16 protein-coding genes and 1 riboswitch are annotated in these 15,444 nt (G+C 73.1%); of the genes, 9 read left to right on the top strand and 7 right to left on the bottom strand.

Going from position 1 to position 15,444, the window contains the following annotated elements; genetic code table 11:
• Positions 1-137: 137 nt before the first annotated feature.
• Complete coding sequence (argG, locus tag CUT83_RS15805; protein ID WP_101256482.1) at positions 138-1,562, bottom strand: argininosuccinate synthase; 1,425 nt, start codon at positions 1,560-1,562, stop codon at positions 138-140.
• Between the two features lie 217 nt (positions 1,563-1,779).
• On the opposite strand from argG, the gene CUT83_RS15800 reads away from it, so the two are divergent.
• Entirely contained in the window at positions 1,780-2,205 is a 426-nt protein-coding gene (locus CUT83_RS15800) for an SSI family serine proteinase inhibitor (protein WP_101256481.1), read from the top strand.
• Between the two features lie 146 nt (positions 2,206-2,351).
• Here the strand turns inward: CUT83_RS15800 and CUT83_RS30330 are convergent, their stop codons facing one another.
• The 4 genes from CUT83_RS30330 to CUT83_RS15785 all read right to left on the bottom strand — a co-directional run bounded on the left by CUT83_RS30330 (position 2,352) and on the right by CUT83_RS15785 (position 5,781).
• Entirely contained in the window at positions 2,352-2,510 is a 159-nt protein-coding gene (locus tag CUT83_RS30330; protein ID WP_165869648.1) for a hypothetical protein, read from the bottom strand.
• 105 nt (positions 2,511-2,615) lie between these two features.
• Positions 2,616-3,566, bottom strand: a complete 951-nt coding sequence (locus tag CUT83_RS15795; RefSeq protein ID WP_101256480.1) for a cytochrome c oxidase assembly protein — start codon at positions 3,564-3,566, stop codon at positions 2,616-2,618.
• A gap of 146 nt (positions 3,567-3,712) precedes the next feature.
• Entirely contained in the window at positions 3,713-4,441 is a 729-nt protein-coding gene (locus tag CUT83_RS15790; protein WP_101256479.1) for a type 1 glutamine amidotransferase, read from the bottom strand.
• 101 nt (positions 4,442-4,542) lie between these two features.
• A complete protein-coding gene (locus CUT83_RS15785; protein WP_101256478.1) occupies positions 4,543-5,781 on the bottom strand; it encodes a MurT ligase domain-containing protein in 1,239 nt (412 codons plus the stop codon).
• A gap of 109 nt (positions 5,782-5,890) precedes the next feature.
• Here CUT83_RS15785 and def point away from each other — a divergent pair, with 109 nt between their 5' ends.
• Positions 5,891-6,439, top strand: coding sequence for a peptide deformylase (gene def, locus CUT83_RS15780; protein ID WP_101256477.1), 549 nt, complete (start codon positions 5,891-5,893; stop codon positions 6,437-6,439).
• A 36-nt stretch (positions 6,440-6,475) separates the two neighbouring features.
• Here def and CUT83_RS15775 read toward each other — a convergent pair whose 3' ends face one another.
• Positions 6,476-7,117 (bottom strand): TetR/AcrR family transcriptional regulator, encoded by a 642-nt coding sequence (locus CUT83_RS15775; protein WP_101256476.1) that lies wholly within the window; start codon positions 7,115-7,117, stop codon positions 6,476-6,478.
• A 161-nt stretch (positions 7,118-7,278) separates the two neighbouring features.
• Between CUT83_RS15775 and CUT83_RS15770 the strand changes: the two genes are divergently transcribed.
• The 6 genes from CUT83_RS15770 to CUT83_RS15745 all read left to right on the top strand — a co-directional run bounded on the left by CUT83_RS15770 (position 7,279) and on the right by CUT83_RS15745 (position 13,635).
• Positions 7,279-8,505, top strand: coding sequence for an acyl-CoA dehydrogenase family protein (locus tag CUT83_RS15770; RefSeq protein ID WP_101256475.1), 1,227 nt, complete (start codon positions 7,279-7,281; stop codon positions 8,503-8,505).
• A 786-nt stretch (positions 8,506-9,291) separates the two neighbouring features.
• A riboswitch (cyclic di-AMP (ydaO/yuaA leader) is annotated at positions 9,292-9,448 on the top strand.
• Positions 9,449-9,451: 3 nt separating this feature from the next.
• A complete protein-coding gene (locus CUT83_RS15765; RefSeq protein ID WP_101256474.1) occupies positions 9,452-9,925 on the top strand; it encodes a C40 family peptidase in 474 nt (157 codons plus the stop codon).
• Positions 9,926-10,049: 124 nt separating this feature from the next.
• Positions 10,050-11,051, top strand: coding sequence for an NAD-dependent epimerase/dehydratase family protein (locus CUT83_RS15760; protein WP_101256473.1), 1,002 nt, complete (start codon positions 10,050-10,052; stop codon positions 11,049-11,051).
• A 39-nt stretch (positions 11,052-11,090) separates the two neighbouring features.
• Entirely contained in the window at positions 11,091-11,465 is a 375-nt protein-coding gene (locus tag CUT83_RS15755; protein WP_101256472.1) for a hypothetical protein, read from the top strand.
• A gap of 93 nt (positions 11,466-11,558) precedes the next feature.
• Complete coding sequence (locus CUT83_RS15750) at positions 11,559-11,954, top strand: hypothetical protein (protein WP_093848690.1); 396 nt, start codon at positions 11,559-11,561, stop codon at positions 11,952-11,954.
• A gap of 265 nt (positions 11,955-12,219) precedes the next feature.
• On the top strand, positions 12,220-13,635 hold the full coding sequence (locus tag CUT83_RS15745; RefSeq protein ID WP_101256471.1) for an NADP-dependent succinic semialdehyde dehydrogenase: 1,416 nt from the start codon (positions 12,220-12,222) through the stop codon (positions 13,633-13,635).
• 44 nt (positions 13,636-13,679) lie between these two features.
• On the opposite strand, the gene CUT83_RS15740 is transcribed toward CUT83_RS15745, so the two are convergent.
• On the bottom strand, positions 13,680-14,141 hold the full coding sequence (locus CUT83_RS15740) for an ATP-binding protein (protein WP_093848692.1): 462 nt from the start codon (positions 14,139-14,141) through the stop codon (positions 13,680-13,682).
• Positions 14,142-14,507: 366 nt separating this feature from the next.
• Here CUT83_RS15740 and CUT83_RS15735 point away from each other — a divergent pair, with 366 nt between their 5' ends.
• Positions 14,508-15,365 (top strand): Sco1979 family transcriptional regulator, encoded by an 858-nt coding sequence (locus tag CUT83_RS15735; protein ID WP_101256470.1) that lies wholly within the window; start codon positions 14,508-14,510, stop codon positions 15,363-15,365.
• The last annotated feature ends 79 nt before the right edge of the window (positions 15,366-15,444 follow it).

The following is a 15,444-nucleotide window of genomic DNA, read 5'->3' as shown; positions in this document are numbered from 1 at the left end:
GCACCGCGGTGTGCGACCACATCCGGCGCCCGTGCCCGCCGGCTTCCGCGACGGCCCGGACCCCGCCAACCCGATCCCGGGGCCGTCCGGTTGCGACCCCGGGAGCAGGTGGGGCCCCGGACCGGAGCCCCGCGTTCTCAGTCCGTACCCGACTCGATCGCCGCGTGGTCGAGCGCGTCGGAGTCCACCGGTGTCTCCCCTCCCTCGTGGCTGCCCGCCGAGATGGCCTCGGCGCCGCCCGGGGGCAGCTCGCCGATGAGCCCGCCCCACGCGGCGAGCTGGCCGTGGGCCGCGTACTGCTCCAGCTTGCCCCGCGAGTCGGCGATGTCGAGGTTGCGCATGGTCAGCTGCCCGATGCGGTCGTCCGGGACGAACGCCGGGTCGTGGCTGCGCTCCATGGACAGCTTCTCGGGGTGGTAGCTCAGGTGCGGGCCCTGGGTGTCGAGGACGGAGTAGTCCTGGCCGCGGCGCAGCCGCACCGTGACGCTGCCGGTGACCGGCCGGCCGACCCAGCGCTGGAGGCTCTCGCGGAGCATGAGCGCCTGCGGGTCGAACCAGCGGCCCTCGTAGAGCAGCCGCCCGAGCCGGCGCCCCTCCACGTGGTACATGGCCACGGTGTCCTCGTTGTGGATGGCGTTCAGCAGCCGCTCGTAGGCCACGTGCAGCAGTGCCATGCCGGGGGCCTCGTAGACGCCGCGGCTCTTGGCCTCGATGATGCGGTTCTCGATCTGGTCGGACATCCCCAGGCCGTGCCGGCCGCCGATGAGGTTGGCCTCCCGCACCAGTTCGACCGCGCTTGCGAAGGCGCGCCCGTTGATCCGCACGGGGCGCCCGTGCTCGAACTCCACGGTGACGTCCTCGGCCGGAATGTCGACCCCGGGGTCCCAGAAGGGGACGCCCATGATCGGGGACACGATCTCCATCGAGGTGTCGAGGTACTCCAGGCGCTTGGCCTCGTGCGTGGCGCCCCAGATGTTGGCGTCGGTGGAGTACGCCTTCTCGGCGGAGTCGCGGTAGGGCAGGTCGCGCTGCGACAGCCAGGCGGACATCTCGTGCCGCCCGCCGAGTTCGGCCACGAACGCCCGGTCCAGCCAGGGCTTGTAGATCCGCAGACCGGGGTTGGCGAGCAGGCCGTAGCGGTAGAACCGCTCGATGTCGTTGCCCTTGTAGGTGGAGCCGTCCCCCCAGATGAAGACGTCGTCCTCACGCATCGCCCGCACCAGCAGGGTGCCCACCACCGCACGGCCGAGCGGGGTGGTGTTGAAGTAGGTCTGCGCGGCCGAGCGGATGTGGAAGGCGCCGCACGCCAGGGCGGCCAGCCCCTCCTCGACCAGGGCGTCGCGGCAGTCGACCAGCCGCGCCCGCTCGGCGCCGTACGCCAGGCCCCGCTCCGGCACGTCGGCCAGATCGGGCTCGTCGTACTGGCCGACGTCGGCCGTATAGGCATAGGGGACGGCGCCGCGCTCGCGCATCCACGCCACCGCGACAGAGGTGTCCAAACCGCCTGAGAACGCGATGCCGATGCGCTCACCGACTGGAAGTTTATTCAGTACCTTCGACATGTATGCATCCTAGACCCGTGTGCTCCGGGCCCGTCGTCCGCGCCGGGGGAGCGGCTCGGGAGCGAAGGCCGCGGGGCGGCGGCGGGACGGCGGCGGGCCCCGGCCGGGGGAGCGGTGCCCGCCGACCGGGTGAAGGGACGGGCGAGGGTCCTTGCCCGGGGTGCTCCGCCACGGTGGTCTTGGGCGCGCAATCGTGCCCAGCTTTCTGGAGGCCCGCATGTTCCCGCGCACCCGCACCACCGCCGCCGCGGCACTGGCCGCCGCTGCCGTCGCCGCACTCCTCACCCCGGCGTCCGCCGCCCGCGCCGAGGCCCCCGGGGCACCCGGGATCGAGCAGGCCCGCGGCGAGGTCTTCCTGACCGTCTCCGACGCCGAGGACACCTGGACACGGGGCGTGATGCTGATCTGCCCGGACGACGGCGGCGGCCCCCACCCCCGTGCGGCCGAGGCCTGCGAGGCCATCGACCGGTCCGGGGGCGAGCTGCGCCGGCTCTCCGGCCGTCAGCGCGACTGCACCAACGAGCACCGGCCCGTGGTGGCCGAGGTCACGGGCACCTGGCGGGGGAGCCGGATCCACTGGCGGTCGGAGTTCCCCAACGCCTGCGCCCTGCTCAGGCAGACCGGAGCGGTGTTCGACTTCTGAGTCCGCTTCCGGGCTCGCCCCCGAGCCCGCCACAGGCGTGCGAGTCCCGACCCGGGGGCTGCCCGGGCCGGGACTCGCACGCCTGTGGCGGGGTGGACCGGGGCGGACCGGGACGAGCGCCCCGGCCCGCCCCGGCAAGCGGCGGCTCACCGCTCCCGCGACGTCACCACGCCCAGGGTCACCAGCCCCAGGACTACCCACGCGAACCACAGCCAGCCGCTGCCGCCCAGCGCGACCGAGTAGGCGGTCACCAGTATCAGGGCGGCCACCGTGGTGACGGTCATGGCCTTCGCCATCTCCGGCATCGCTCACACCTTCCTCCCGAGTCGGTCGGAGCGGGACCGCCGGTCGCCGCGGCCGTCGTATCGCCGCGGCCGGCGGCCCCGTCCTGTCCGGCCCGGCCCGGTGCGCTACTGGCCGCGGGCCTGCAGCGACGCCAGGTAGGCGTTGTACGCGGTCAGGTCCTGGTCGCCGTTGCGGTCAGCGGCCCGGTCGTCGCGCCGAGCCTGCCGTTGTTCGGAGAAGTACCACTGGAAGACGAGTGCAATCAGCACGATGACCGTGGGAATCTCACTGAACGCCCAGGCGATGCCGCCCGCGGCGTTCTGGTCGGACAGCGCGGTGACCCCGAGCGAGGCGGGAGGGTTCGCGTACGTCCGAACCATCGGCTCGCCGGCCATCATCAGCGCGATGCCGAAGAAGGCGTGGAAGGGCATGCCCGCGAACAGCTCCAGCATTCGCATCACGTAGCCGGGACGGTGCGGCCCCGGGTCCACGCCCATGATCGGCCAGAAGAAGACCAGCCCGACCGCCAGGAAGTGCACCATCATCCCGAGGTGCCCGGCCTTGGATTCCATCAGGAAGTCGAACAGCGGCGTGAAGTACAGCGCGTACAGGCTCGCGATGAACATCGGGATGGTGAACCCCGGGTGCGTGACCACCCGCATGTACCGGCTGTGCAGCACCGCCACCAGGATCTCGCGCGGCCCCCTGCGGCCGCGCCCGGCGGCCGGAAGCGCGCGCAGCGCCAGCGTCACGGGGGCGCCCAGCAGCACCAGGATCGGCGACAGCATGCTGATCACCATGTGCTGCACCATGTGCACGCTGAACAGCACCATGCCGTAGTCGTTGAGCTTGGTGCACATCACCAGCGCGACCGTCAGCACGCCCAGCGCGAAGGAGACCGTGCGGCCGGTCTGCCAGGTGTCGCCGCGCTGCCGCAGCCGCACAACGCCCCAGCCGTAGAGCGCCAGCGCCAGCAGGCAGCTCACCAGGAAGAACGGCTCGGGGGAGAGCTCCAGACCGCGTCCGAGGGTGAACGGCGGCAGATCCGCCATCGTGCCGTGTCCGTCGTGGTCCATCCGCAGCTCTCCCGATTCGTGCCGATCCGCTCGGGACAGATTAGAACCGCCCCCGGCCGGGACTTCGGCCGGGGGCGGTTCCGATCCGGCCCGAGCGGACGCCGCATGGGCACGGCGGACGCCCGGGCGGCAGCGTCGGGCGGGTGTCAGGCGGGCTGGGTGGCCGCCGCGATCCGCTCGGCGCGCAGCGCCTCGTACCACCGGTCGTCCACCGGCGGCAGCGCGTTCACGTCCAGGGCCAGCTTGAGCAGCAGGTCCGCGATCTGCGGGTTCCTGGCCAGCACCGGGCCGTGCATGTAGGTGCCGAAGACGGTGTCGTTCCAGGCCCCCTCGGTGCCGTCGCCGGTCCCGTTGCCCCGGCCCAGCCGTACCCGGGCCAGCGGCCGGGCGGTCGGGCCCAGATGCGTGATGCCCTGGTGGTTCTCGAAGCCCGTCAGCTGGGGCAGGCCCAGCCGCTCGTCCATGTCGGCCAGCACGTCGCCGACGCACCGCTCGCCCTCGCCGCGGGTGCTGGTGACGTCCAGCAGGCCCAGGCCCGGCTCGCGCTGCCCGAGGTCGTTGACGAACTCGTGCCCCAGGATCTGGTAGCCGGCGCACACCGAGAAGACGATGGCGCCGTTGTCCACGGCCCGGTTCAGCCCGCCGTCGCGGCGCAGCCGCTCGGCCGCCAGCCGCTGCGGCCGGTCCTCGCCGCCGCCGACCAGGTAGATGTCCCCGGAGGTGGGGATCGGCTGGTCGGAGCGGACGTCGATCCGCTGCACGCCCAGCCTGCGCTGCCGGGCACGCCGCTCCACCACCAGTACGTTGCCCTGGTCGCCGTAGGTGCTCAGCAGGTCCGGGTAGACCCACACCACGCGCAGGCCGCTCTCACTCATGCTCGCTCGCATCCTCGCCGTGTTTCCGGCGTCTTCGACGTCTTTGCGTCTTCGGCGCCTCCGGCCGCCCGGCTCCGGCCGGGAGCCCGGAGGGCCCGGGATCAGTTGCCGACGACGCGGCGCAGATCCTGGAAGGCGGTGTAGTTGGCGATCGCCTCGATCCGGCCGGGCGGGCACTGCCGCACCGCCTCGGCGGCGTTCTCGCAGACCTGGAAGTCGACCCCCGCGACCTCCAGCCGGACCGCCAGGTCCAGCTTGCGGTCGCCGATCACGCAGATGGGGTGCCCGGCCAGCCGGGAGTAGTCCACGTCCCACAGCCAGGAGGTGTCGGTGCCGTCCGCACCGCGCGCGTTGACCGACAGGATCACGGGTGCCGGCGGGCCGTCGATCAGGGAGAAGGTCTCCAGCCAGCCGGCCGGGTTCTTCGCCAGCAGCAGCCGGATCTCGCGCCCCTGGAAGGACACCACGTCGTAGCGGCCGGCCACCGCGGTCACCGAGTACATCCGCTCCAGCGCCGTCTGGGGCGGCACCCCGAAGGCGGCGGCGACGGCCGCGGAGGTGGTGGCGTTGGCCTTGTTGGCGCGGCCGGGGAGCTGGAGGCGGATCGGCCAGGCCGACCCGTGCGGGTCCAGCACGTGGTCGCCCGACAGGGCCCAGCTCGGGGTGGGGCGGCGGAAGCCGCACTCGCCGCAGAACCAGTCGTCTCCGGGGCGCTGCATCACGCCGCCGCAGGCCGGGCAGGACCAGGCGTCGTCCTTCCACTCCTGGCCCGCGGCCACCCACACCACGTTGGGGGAGGAGGAGGCGGCCCACACCACCAGCGGATCGTCGGCGTTCGCCACGATCACGGCCTTGGAACCGGACAGCCCCTCGCGCCAGCGCTCGGCGAGCATCCGGGTCTCGGCGGCGCGGTCGAGCTGGTCGCGGGAGAGGTTCAGCAGGGCGATCGCCTTGGGCGTCACATCGCGGGCGACCGCGGCGAGGTACTTCTCGTCCACCTCGATGACGCCGTAGCGCGCCTCGCCGCTCCCGGCGAGCGCCGCGGTGATGCCCGCGGGCATGTTGGCGCCCAGCGCGTTGGAGACGACCGGGCCGGCGGCCCGCAGTGCCTCGGCGATCAGCCGGGTCGTCGTGGTCTTGCCGTTGGTCGCCGACACCAGGACGACGTCCAGGTTCTGGGCGAGTTTGGCCAGCAGGTCGGGGTCGAGCCTGAGGGCCACCTTCCCGCCGATCACCGACCCGCTGCCGCGGCCCGCGGCCCGTGACACCGCCGCGGCTGCCTTGCCCGCCGTCACGGCCAGTTTGGCCCGCGGCGGCAGCGGCTCCGTGTTGCCTGCCATCGTCCTTGTCCCTCCTTGCCCCTGGGTCGGGGATCAGCCTACCGAGGTCCGCTCCCGGCCCCGAACCGCGCCACCCCACAGATGATCAACACGGCGTAGGGTGACACACATGCACCGCGGCACCATTCCCGGAAGTTCCGGTTCTGTCCATCCCCTGCGGCTGTCGGCCGACCCGGCCCTGCGCGCCCGGTGCGCCGAGGTGGTGTCCTTCGGCGCGGAGCTGTCCCGCCTGGTGGAGGACCTGTTCGCGTCGATGTACGCCGCGCACGGCGTGGGGCTGGCCGCCAACCAGATCGGAGTCCTCTCGCGGGTGTTCGTCTACGACTGCCCCGACGACGAGGACCGCCGCCACCTGGGCCATGTGGTCAACCCGCGCCTGGTGGAGACCGGCGGCGTCATCGTACGCGGTCCGGAGAGCTGTCTGTCCCTGCCCGGTGCGGAGGCGGCCGTGCGGCGCCACGACCGGGCCGTGGTGGAGGGGTGGGACAGGACGGGGGCGCCGGTGCGGGTCGGGGGAACCGGCTTCTTCGCCCGCTGCCTGCAGCACGAGTGCGACCACCTCGACGGCGGTGTGTACACCGACCGCCTCACGGGGACGCGCCGCCGCCGGGCGCTGCGCGCGGTACGCCGGACAGCCGCGCGGATCCCCGGGCGGTAGGTCCCGGGGACCGCGACGGAAGCGCCCGGCGGTGCTCTACAGACCCGGGCCGCCGGCCAGATCCTCCGCAGTGGCCAGGCCTCCCCACAGCAGGTCGGCCAGGTGCCGCACCAGCCGCTCCCGGGGGCAGGGCCGCTCGCCCAGCCACCAGTCGCCCGCCGCGTGCATCATGCCGACGATCCCGTGCCCCCACACCCGGGCCCGCTCCTCGCGGTCGGCGCCGAGGTCGACGCGTTCGGCGATCACCGTGGCCAGCTCCTCGCCCAGCCTGCGCAGCAGCGGGGCCGAGTGCTGGCCGACGTCGAAGCCGCGCTCGCCTCCGGACTCCTCGGCCGGGTGCATCAGGAAGCGGTAGACCTGGGGCCTGGACTCGATGGCGGCCAGATACGTGTCGAGCGCGGCCTCCACGCGCTCGCGCCGGTCGGTGGGCGCGTCCAGGGCGGCCCGCAGCGCGTCCACCAGGGCGTCGGTGTGCCGCACCGCCAGAGCGCGGTAGAGCCCGCCCTTGTCGCCGAAGTGCCGGTAGAGGATGGGTTTGGTGATGCCCGCCTCGGCGGCGATGGCGTTCATCGAGGCGCCCGGGCCGTCGCGCAGCACCACGCGCTCGGCGGCCTCCAGGAGCTCCCGGCGGCGGCGCTCGGTGGCGCTGCGCTGGTCCTCCCGATGTGTGGTCTCCATGTTCCTCGGCCTCCCCGACCCTGCTGTGACACCTCGGTGCCGCCTGAGCGCAACGTAACACCCGCGGAGCGCACGGGAGGGTGCCGACGGTGGAGGTTGACATCGCACCGATCGGTAACATATTCACGTTACCGCTAGTAACAACGGATGGAGGGGCTTCCATGGCGGAGTTCGCACTCGACCTCAACGACGACCAGAAGGCCGTACGGGAATGGATCCACGGCTTCGCGGCCGACGTCATGCGCCCCGCCGCCGCGGAGTGGGACGAGCGCGAGGAGACGCCCTGGCCCGTCATCCAGGAGGCGGCCAAGATCGGCCTGTACTCGCTCGACTTCTACGCCCAGCAGTACTTCGACCCCACCGGCCTGAGCATCCCGATGGTCATGGAGGAGCTGTTCTGGGGCGACGCGGGCATCGGCCTGTCGATCGTCGGCACCGCGCTGGCGGCCGTCGGCGTGCTCGCCAACGGGACCGAGGAGCAGATCGGTACCTGGATCCCCCAGATGTACGGCGACGCCGACGACGTGAAGGTCGCCGCCTTCTGCTCCTCCGAGCCGGACGCCGGATCGGACGTCTCGGCCATGCGCACCCGCGCGGTCTACGACGAGGCCAAGGACGAGTGGGTGCTCAACGGCACCAAGACCTGGGCCACCAACGGCGGCATCGCCAACGTCCACGTCGTCGTCGCCGTCGTCGACCCCGAGCTCGGATCCAAGGGGCACGCCTCCTTCGTGATCCCGCCGAACACCCCCGGCCTGTCCCAGGGGCAGAAGTTCAAGAAGCACGGCATCCGCGCCTCGCACACCGCCGAGGTGGTGCTCGAGGACGTCCGCGTGCCCGGCCACTGCCTGCTGGGCGGCAAGGACAAGCTCGACGAGCGCCTCGCCCGCGCCCGCGAGCGGGCGAAGAAGGGCGGCGAGCGTGTGAAGAACGCCGCGATGGCCACCTTCGAGGCGTCCCGCCCCGCCGTGGGCGCCCAGGCCGTCGGCATCGCCCGCGCCGCCTACGAGGTCGCCCTGGACTACGCCAAGACCCGTGTGCAGTTCGGCCGCCCGATCATCGACAACCAGGGCATCGCCTTCCAGCTCGCCGACATGCGCACCCGCATCGACGCCGCCCGGCTGCTGGTGTGGCGGGCCTCGTGGATGGCGGCGGCCGGCAAGCCCTTCGAGGGCGCCGAGGGCTCGATGTCCAAGCTGTTCGCCGGGGAGACCGCCAAGAGCGTCACGGCCCAGGCGATGCAGATCCTCGGCGGCAACGGCTTCACCCGTGAGTACCCGGTGGAACGCATGCACCGGGACGCGGCGATCTACACGATCTTCGAGGGCACCAGCGAGATCCAGCGCCTGGTCATCGCCCGCACCGTCTCGGGCATGCACGTCCGCTGACCTCCCACCCGCCGGGTGGCCGCCGCACGGTCGGCGGTCACCCGGCGGGGCACGTCCTGCTCCGCCGTGCGCCCTGGCGCCGTCCGGGCCCTGCCCGCCGGAAACAAGAAGTCAGCCCCCAGCCGGGCGGCGGCGCAAGAGAACCGGACGGAGGCCGTCCCCCGTACCCGGCCGACGGGCCGTACCGCCCCCGGGGCCGGCCCGCACCACCCCGGACCCGCAGCCGGGCGACGGCGGGAGGGGACGGGGAGGGGCGGACGTTCCGGACACTCCGGGGTTCCCCATGCCGGAGGCCAGGGGCGTGATTTGCGGCCAATAGGCGCTCCACCCAACGGTGCACAGAACGGCCGTAAATCATGCCGTCCGGAATGTTCGCCCCGGACCGGCCCCGACCCCCGCACGCGCCCGCCCCCTGCACGCGCCCCCACGCGCCCACACCCCGCACCCCCAGCCCGCACCCCGCGACCCGCCGCGTTCACCCGACACGACCGCACCCATTCGGGCTGATCCCGGCGGCACGCCGAACCGGTGCGCAGACCGGCCACCGAGCCGCCGCACACCCTCCAAAGAGAGCAACCCCCGTCTCCCGTAAGCCTTTTGACGCCTCGAACGGTCCACCTGGGCAGGAACCCGCCCCCGGCGGACCGGCAGTGAGCATGTTCACAAAGCATCTCCGATCGACCGATCCGGAACTTTTCTGACGCACTATCCGTAGAAGACCGCAAGTCCCCGCCGCAGGGCGGGGCCGCCCAGGCGGACGCCCAATCCTGCCGCCGCCCGGGTGATGAACGGACCATGACGAGACGGCAGGAGCGGGAGACCCGAGCAAGGCGGGCCGCGCACGACGCGGCCCTTGGGGTGAAGCCACGCGCCACGTGGCCGGGCAACTTCGCCGGCCCGAACCCGACAGGTCATCTTTCGCAGGCGTACGACGAAGGGTTCACTCATGTCTGCGCACGCACGCATAGCGGGTCCGGTGTCCCGGGCGGGTATCACCACCGCCGTCACCGCCGCCACCCTGGCGGGGACGATGTTCATCCCGTCCGCCGCGCCCGAGGCCGAGGCGGCCACCCCCGCCGGCAAGGCGCTCAGGGTCGCGGCCTCCAAGAAGGGCGCCCCCTACAGCTACGGCGCCGCCGGCCCCAGCCGGTTCGACTGCTCGGGACTCACCCAGTACTCGTACAAGAAGGCGGGCAAGAGGCTGCCGCGCACCGCGGCGGCCCAGTACAACCGCTCGAAGAAGGTCTCCGCCAAGTCGCGCAAGAAGGGAGACCTGGTCTTCTTCCACTCGGGCGGCAGTGTCTACCACGTCGGCATCTACGCCGGCGAGGGACGGATCTGGCACTCTCCCAAGCCGGGCAAGACCGTCCGCAAGGAGAGGATCTGGACCAAGAGCGTGCGTTACGGGCGCGTGAGGTGACACAGCGGCACCCGGACCGGGCCGGGCCCCACAAGGGCCCGGCCCGGACCGGTTCGGCTTGTGGCGATTACGCCACGGGCGTGAAGCCGTTCCGCCCGGCCGCGCCGGCGGGCACGCTCGGCCCATGAGACTTCTGATGCTGGGTGGAACGGAGTTCGTCGGCCGTGCGGTCGCCGAGGAGGCGCTGGCGCGCGGCTGGGAGGTGACCGTCCTCAACCGGGGACGCCACGCCCCGCCGCCCGGCGCCACCGCGCTGCGGGGCGACCGCACGGCCGACGGCGGGCTCGCCGCCCTGAAGGAGCCGGCCGGCGGCTGGGACGTCGTGGTCGACACCTGGTCCGGGGCGCCCGCCGCGGTACGCGACGCCGCCGCCGCGCTGGCGCGGCGTGCGGGGCACTACGTGTACGTCTCCAGCCGCTCGGTGTACGCCTACCCGCCCCCGGCCGGCCTGGACGAGACGGGGCCGCTCGTCGACGCCTCGCCCGACGACGACGGCGCCGCCGACTACGCCAGGGCCAAGCGGGGAGGGGAGATGGCCGTCGAGGCGGCCTTCGGCGACCGGGGTCTGCTGGTGCGGGCGGGGCTGATCCTGGGGCCGTACGAGAACATCGGGCGGCTGCCGTGGTGGCTGCTGCGCGTCGCCCGGGGCGGTGAGGTCCTGGCACCCGGCCCCCGGGACCTTCCCCTGCAGTATGTGGACGCGCGCGACCTCGCCGTCTGGACGCTGGACGCCGCCGGGCGCGGACTGGGCGGCCCGTACAACCTGGTGAGCCCGCCCGGCCACGCCACCATGGGGGAGTTGCTGGGCAGCTGCGTGCGCGTCACCGGATCCGGCGCGCGGCTGCGGTGGACCGATCCCGAGCCGATCCTCGCGGCGGGGGTGCGGCCGTGGGCGGACCTGCCGGTGTGGATCCCGCCGGGCGAGCTCCACGACGCCATGCACGCCGGGGACGTCTCCCGGGCCGTCGCGGCGGGGCTGCGCTGCCGCCCCGTGGAGCGGACCGTGGCCGACACCTGGGCCTGGCTGTGCGGCCTGGACGGCGAGCCGCCCCTCCGCCCCGACCGCCCCCGTGTGGGGCTGGCGCCCGAGAAGGAGGAGGAGATCCTCCGCGCGGCATGGCACTAGGGTGGTGATCACCGTCGTTCTCGTGAGGGGGATTCCGCCATGGCGTCGCGCCGGACGAAGCGGATACTGGCCACCGGGTGGGCGGTGCTCGCGGTGGCGGGCGCCGGGGCCACACTGGCGCTGAACGACAGCGCCGGGGACGCCTCCGAGCGGTACGGCTGGTACGAGCACGCCCCGGAGGGGGAGCCCCCGGCTCCGCCGGCTCCGGCGGAGGACGGCCGCTGCGTGACGCCCGGACCGGACGAGGGGCGGGAGCCCGGCCCTCCGGCGGCTCTCCGGGTGTGCTTCCACGCCGTCCTCCGTTCCGCCGAGCCCGGTCCGGGTCCTTTCCGGGAACCGCTGGAGGGATCCGCGCCGCAGCCCTACGGCGACTACCTCCGCAGCACCGGGGCCACCCCGGATCCCGCCGGGTAGCGGCGCGTCCCGCACCCGGTCCCGCGGCGGTGGACCGGGGCGTGTGCCGGAACGGCCTGTGACCATCGTCCGCACCGGGGTACAGGTGGGGCTATGAGCACTGAACAGACCGGAAAGACCAAGGAAGGGGCATGCCTCGTCGAGATCGAGCTGCCCCACTGCACCCCTTCGAACGCGGCGGCCGTCTTCGCCGTGCTGAGGTCGGCGTTCCCCAAGTCGCCCGAGCTGGGCGACGGCAACGGCGCGGGCGGGCCGGGGGCGGACGGCGAGCAGCGGAAGTTCTGGGTGGGCACGGTCGACGTCCGCACCCACGGTGAGGTGGAGTGCACCCTGGAGCTCGGGGAGCCGGTCGAGGCGGACCTCAGCGGCGGCCCCGACGCGGTACGGCAGGTCCAGGAGGCTCTCGCGGGCTTCTACGACGTGACGGCCGAGCCCCGGATCTCGGGCGACCAGGAGGTGGAGGTGCGGCTGAGGCTCGCCCAGCGCTGACCGGCCCGGGGCTGTGCCCACCGGCCCGGGGCTGTGTCCACCGGCCCGGGGCTGTGTCCACCGGCCCGGGGCTGTGTCCACCGGCCCGGGGCTGTGTCCACCGGCCCGGGGCCGGGGGAGGCCGCCATTCGCCGACTGAGACCGCCGCGGGCGGGTACGCGCCCCCGCGAACGCAAGCGAGCGAGGACGAGCGGGAGCGGGGAACGCCCGCCGGCGGTCCCGGCCGGCGGGCCGCACCGTCTCAGACCACCCCCGGGAGGGACCCATGCCCATCTCGACCACCAACCCGGCCACCGGCGAGACCCTGCAGACCTTCGAGGCCCTGGGCGCGGAGGAGATCGAGGAGCGGCTGGAACGCGCCCGCACCGCCTTCGAGGAGTACCGCACCACCGGATTCGCCGAGCGTGCCGAACTGCTGCACCGGGCGGCCGACCTGCTGGAGAAGGAGCGGGACGACATCGCCCGCACCCTGACCACCGAGATGGGCAAGCCCGTCACCGCGGCCCGCGCCGAGGCCGCCAAGTGCGTGAAGGCGATGCGCTGGTACGCCGACCACGCCGGGGAACTGCTGGCCGACGAGCACCCCTCACCGGCGGACGTGGAGGACAGCGGCGGCAGCACCGCGTACGTGCGCTACCGCCCGCTGGGCCCGGTCCTGGCGGTGATGCCGTGGAACTTCCCGCTGTGGCAGGTGATCCGCTTCGCGGCCCCCGCGCTGATGGCGGGCAACACCGGCCTGCTCAAGCACGCCTCGAACGTGCCGCGGACCGCGCTGTACCTGGAGGACCTCTTCCGCCGCGCGGGCTACCCGAGGGGCTGCTTCCAGACCCTGCTGATCGGCTCCGGCGCGGTGGAGGGCGTCCTGCGCGACGACCGTGTGGCCGCCGCGACGCTCACCGGCAGCGAACCGGCCGGGCGCTCGGTGGCCTCGGTCGCCGGTGACGAGATCAAGAAGACCGTTCTGGAACTGGGCGGCAGCGACCCCTACCTCGTCCTGCCCTCGGCGGACGTGGTGAGGGCGGCCGAGGTCGCGGTGACCGCGCGGACCCAGAACAACGGCCAGTCCTGCATCGCGGCCAAGCGCTTCATCGTGCACCGGGACGTGTACGAGGAGTTCACCCGGCTGTTCGTGGACGGCATGAAGGCCCTGAGGGTGGGCGACCCGATGGACGATTCCACCCAGGTCGGGCCGCTGGCCAGCGAGAGGGGCCGGGCCGACCTGGAGGAGCTGGTCGCCGACGCACGCTCCCGCGGCGCCACCGTGCTGTGCGGCGGACGGCGGCCCGCGGCGCACCCGGCGGGCTGGTTCTACGAGCCCACCGTCCTGGCGGACGTCACGCCGGGGATGCGCGTCCACCGCGAGGAGACCTTCGGGCCGGTGGCGACCCTCTACCGGGCGGCGGACCTGGAGGAGGCGATCGCGGTGGCCAACGACACCCCCTTCGGCCTGAGCTCCAACGTCTGGACCCGTGACCGGGAGGAACAGGACCGCTGCGTACGCGACCTGCGGGCGGGCGGCGTCTACTTCAACGGCATGACCGCCTCGCATCCGGCGATGCCCTTCGGCGGGACCAAGCGCTCCGGCTACGGCCGGGAGCTGTCGGGGCACGGCATCCGCGAGTTCTGCAACGTCACCACGGTCTGGCACGGCACGCCCCCGGACGTGCCCACCGCCGAGTGAGTGACGCGCGGCGGCGTGCGGCGGCCGGGACCGTCACGGGACCGTCACATGTCGTCGAGCCTCAGTTCCGCCCATACGACGCGTCCCCGCGTCTGGGCGGCGGGTATGTCCCCCCAGGAATCGGCGAGGGCGTCGACGAGCTGGAGCCCGCGCCCGCTGGTCGCCTCGACGTCCGCCGAGCGGGCCGCGAGCCCGGACGCGCCGGTGCCCTGGTCGCGCACCTCTATGCGCAGCCGCCGGTCGCCGTGCTGGAGGAGGCAGGCGATTCTGTCGCTGACGGTGTGGACCACGGCGTTGGTGACGAACTCGGACACGACCAGCTGTGCCGTGTCGACCACGCTCTGCGGGCAGTGCCAGCGGTGCAGCCACTCCGCGAGCAGGTGCCGGGCCACGCACACCGAGGAGCGCTGGGCGGGAACCTCGAATTCCGCCCGTTGCCGCGATCGCTGGGGGTGGACGGCCGGCAGCATGGGGGCCATGTGCGCTGAGCGGGGGAGAAGAGCCATCAGTGGCTCGCCTTTCGTACGCCGGTGGGCGTCGGGTCCGGTGCACCGTGTGCGGGGCACGGTCCGCGCGAGGGGCCGGTGTCCGGGAACGCCCGCCGGCCGGCCGCCGCGCCCGGTGCGCCACGGTGGGGAGGGACGGCGAGGGCACGGGGCCCGCGGAAGATGTGGGAGAGCCCGTGTACCGGTACGGTTCGACGCCGGTGTGACCGCGCCGTGAACTGGATCACCCGGCTACTATGCTCATTGGTGTCCGCAAAAGGCAAGAAGAGTTCTGCAAATTGCAAGATTTAAACGACAGCCTGGCTGCGTCACCGGGGCCGTGGCACACTGCTCTGCCGGTGGGGCGCGAGTGGAGAGGGAGAGACCATGGGCGAGTCCCGGTCGGCACCGACCGTGGGGCAGATCGTCCTGGGGCTGCGCCTGCGTGACCTGCGGGAACGCGCCGGGAAATCGTTCGAGGAAGCCGCCCGGGTCCTGAGTGTCACCACATCCACGGTCCGCCGCATGGAGAAGGCCGAGGTGGGTCTGCGCCCGCTGTACGTCAAGGCGCTGCTGGAGAGCTACGGTGTCGGGGCGGAAGAGGCCGACGCCTTTCTCGCGCTGGTGGAGAAGGCCAACAGGCCGGGCTGGTGGCACCGCTTCCGCAGCGTCCTGCCGGACTGGTTCAGCCTCTACGTCAGCCTGGAGAGCGAGGCCGACCTCATCCGCTCCTACGAGCCCCACTGCGTTCCGGGTCTGCTCCAGACCGAGGAGTACGCCCGCGCCCTGCTGCGGACCGGCTTCCCCCGGGCGGACGAGGAGGAGCTCGACCGGCGGGTGGCGCTGCGCATGGGGCGGCAGCAGCTCCTGGCCAAGCCCGACGCGCCGCGCCTGTGGGTGGTGCTGGACGAGCAGGTGCTGCGCAGACCGGTCGGCGGCGCCGAGGTCATGAGGGCGCAGATCGACCGGCTGGTCGAGGTCTGCGCCGGGCCCGGGATCAGCCTGCAGATCATGCCCTTCAGCGCGGGGCCCCACCCGGGGATGTTCGGCCCCTTCCAGCTCTTCCGGTTCAGCTATCCGGAGCTGCCGGACATCGTCTACACCGAGAGCCTGACCGGCGCCGTCTACATCGACGAGCGCCCCGAGGTCACCACCTATCTGGAAGCCCTCGACCGCATGGTCACCCAGGCCCTGCCGGTCCAGGACACCGAGCGGACGCTGCTCGAGCTGCGCGACGCCTTCTGAGGCCGGCCCGCCCGCCCCGCCCCTCCCGCGCCCGGCGTGGCCGATGTCACAGAACAGCCGCCTCCTTCCGTACAATCGT

Origin of the sequence: Streptomyces barkulensis (assembly GCF_002843305.1) — a bacterium.
GTDB lineage: Bacteria > Actinomycetota > Actinomycetes > Streptomycetales > Streptomycetaceae > Streptomyces > Streptomyces barkulensis.
This window is presented reverse-complemented; position numbering and strand designations above follow the sequence as displayed.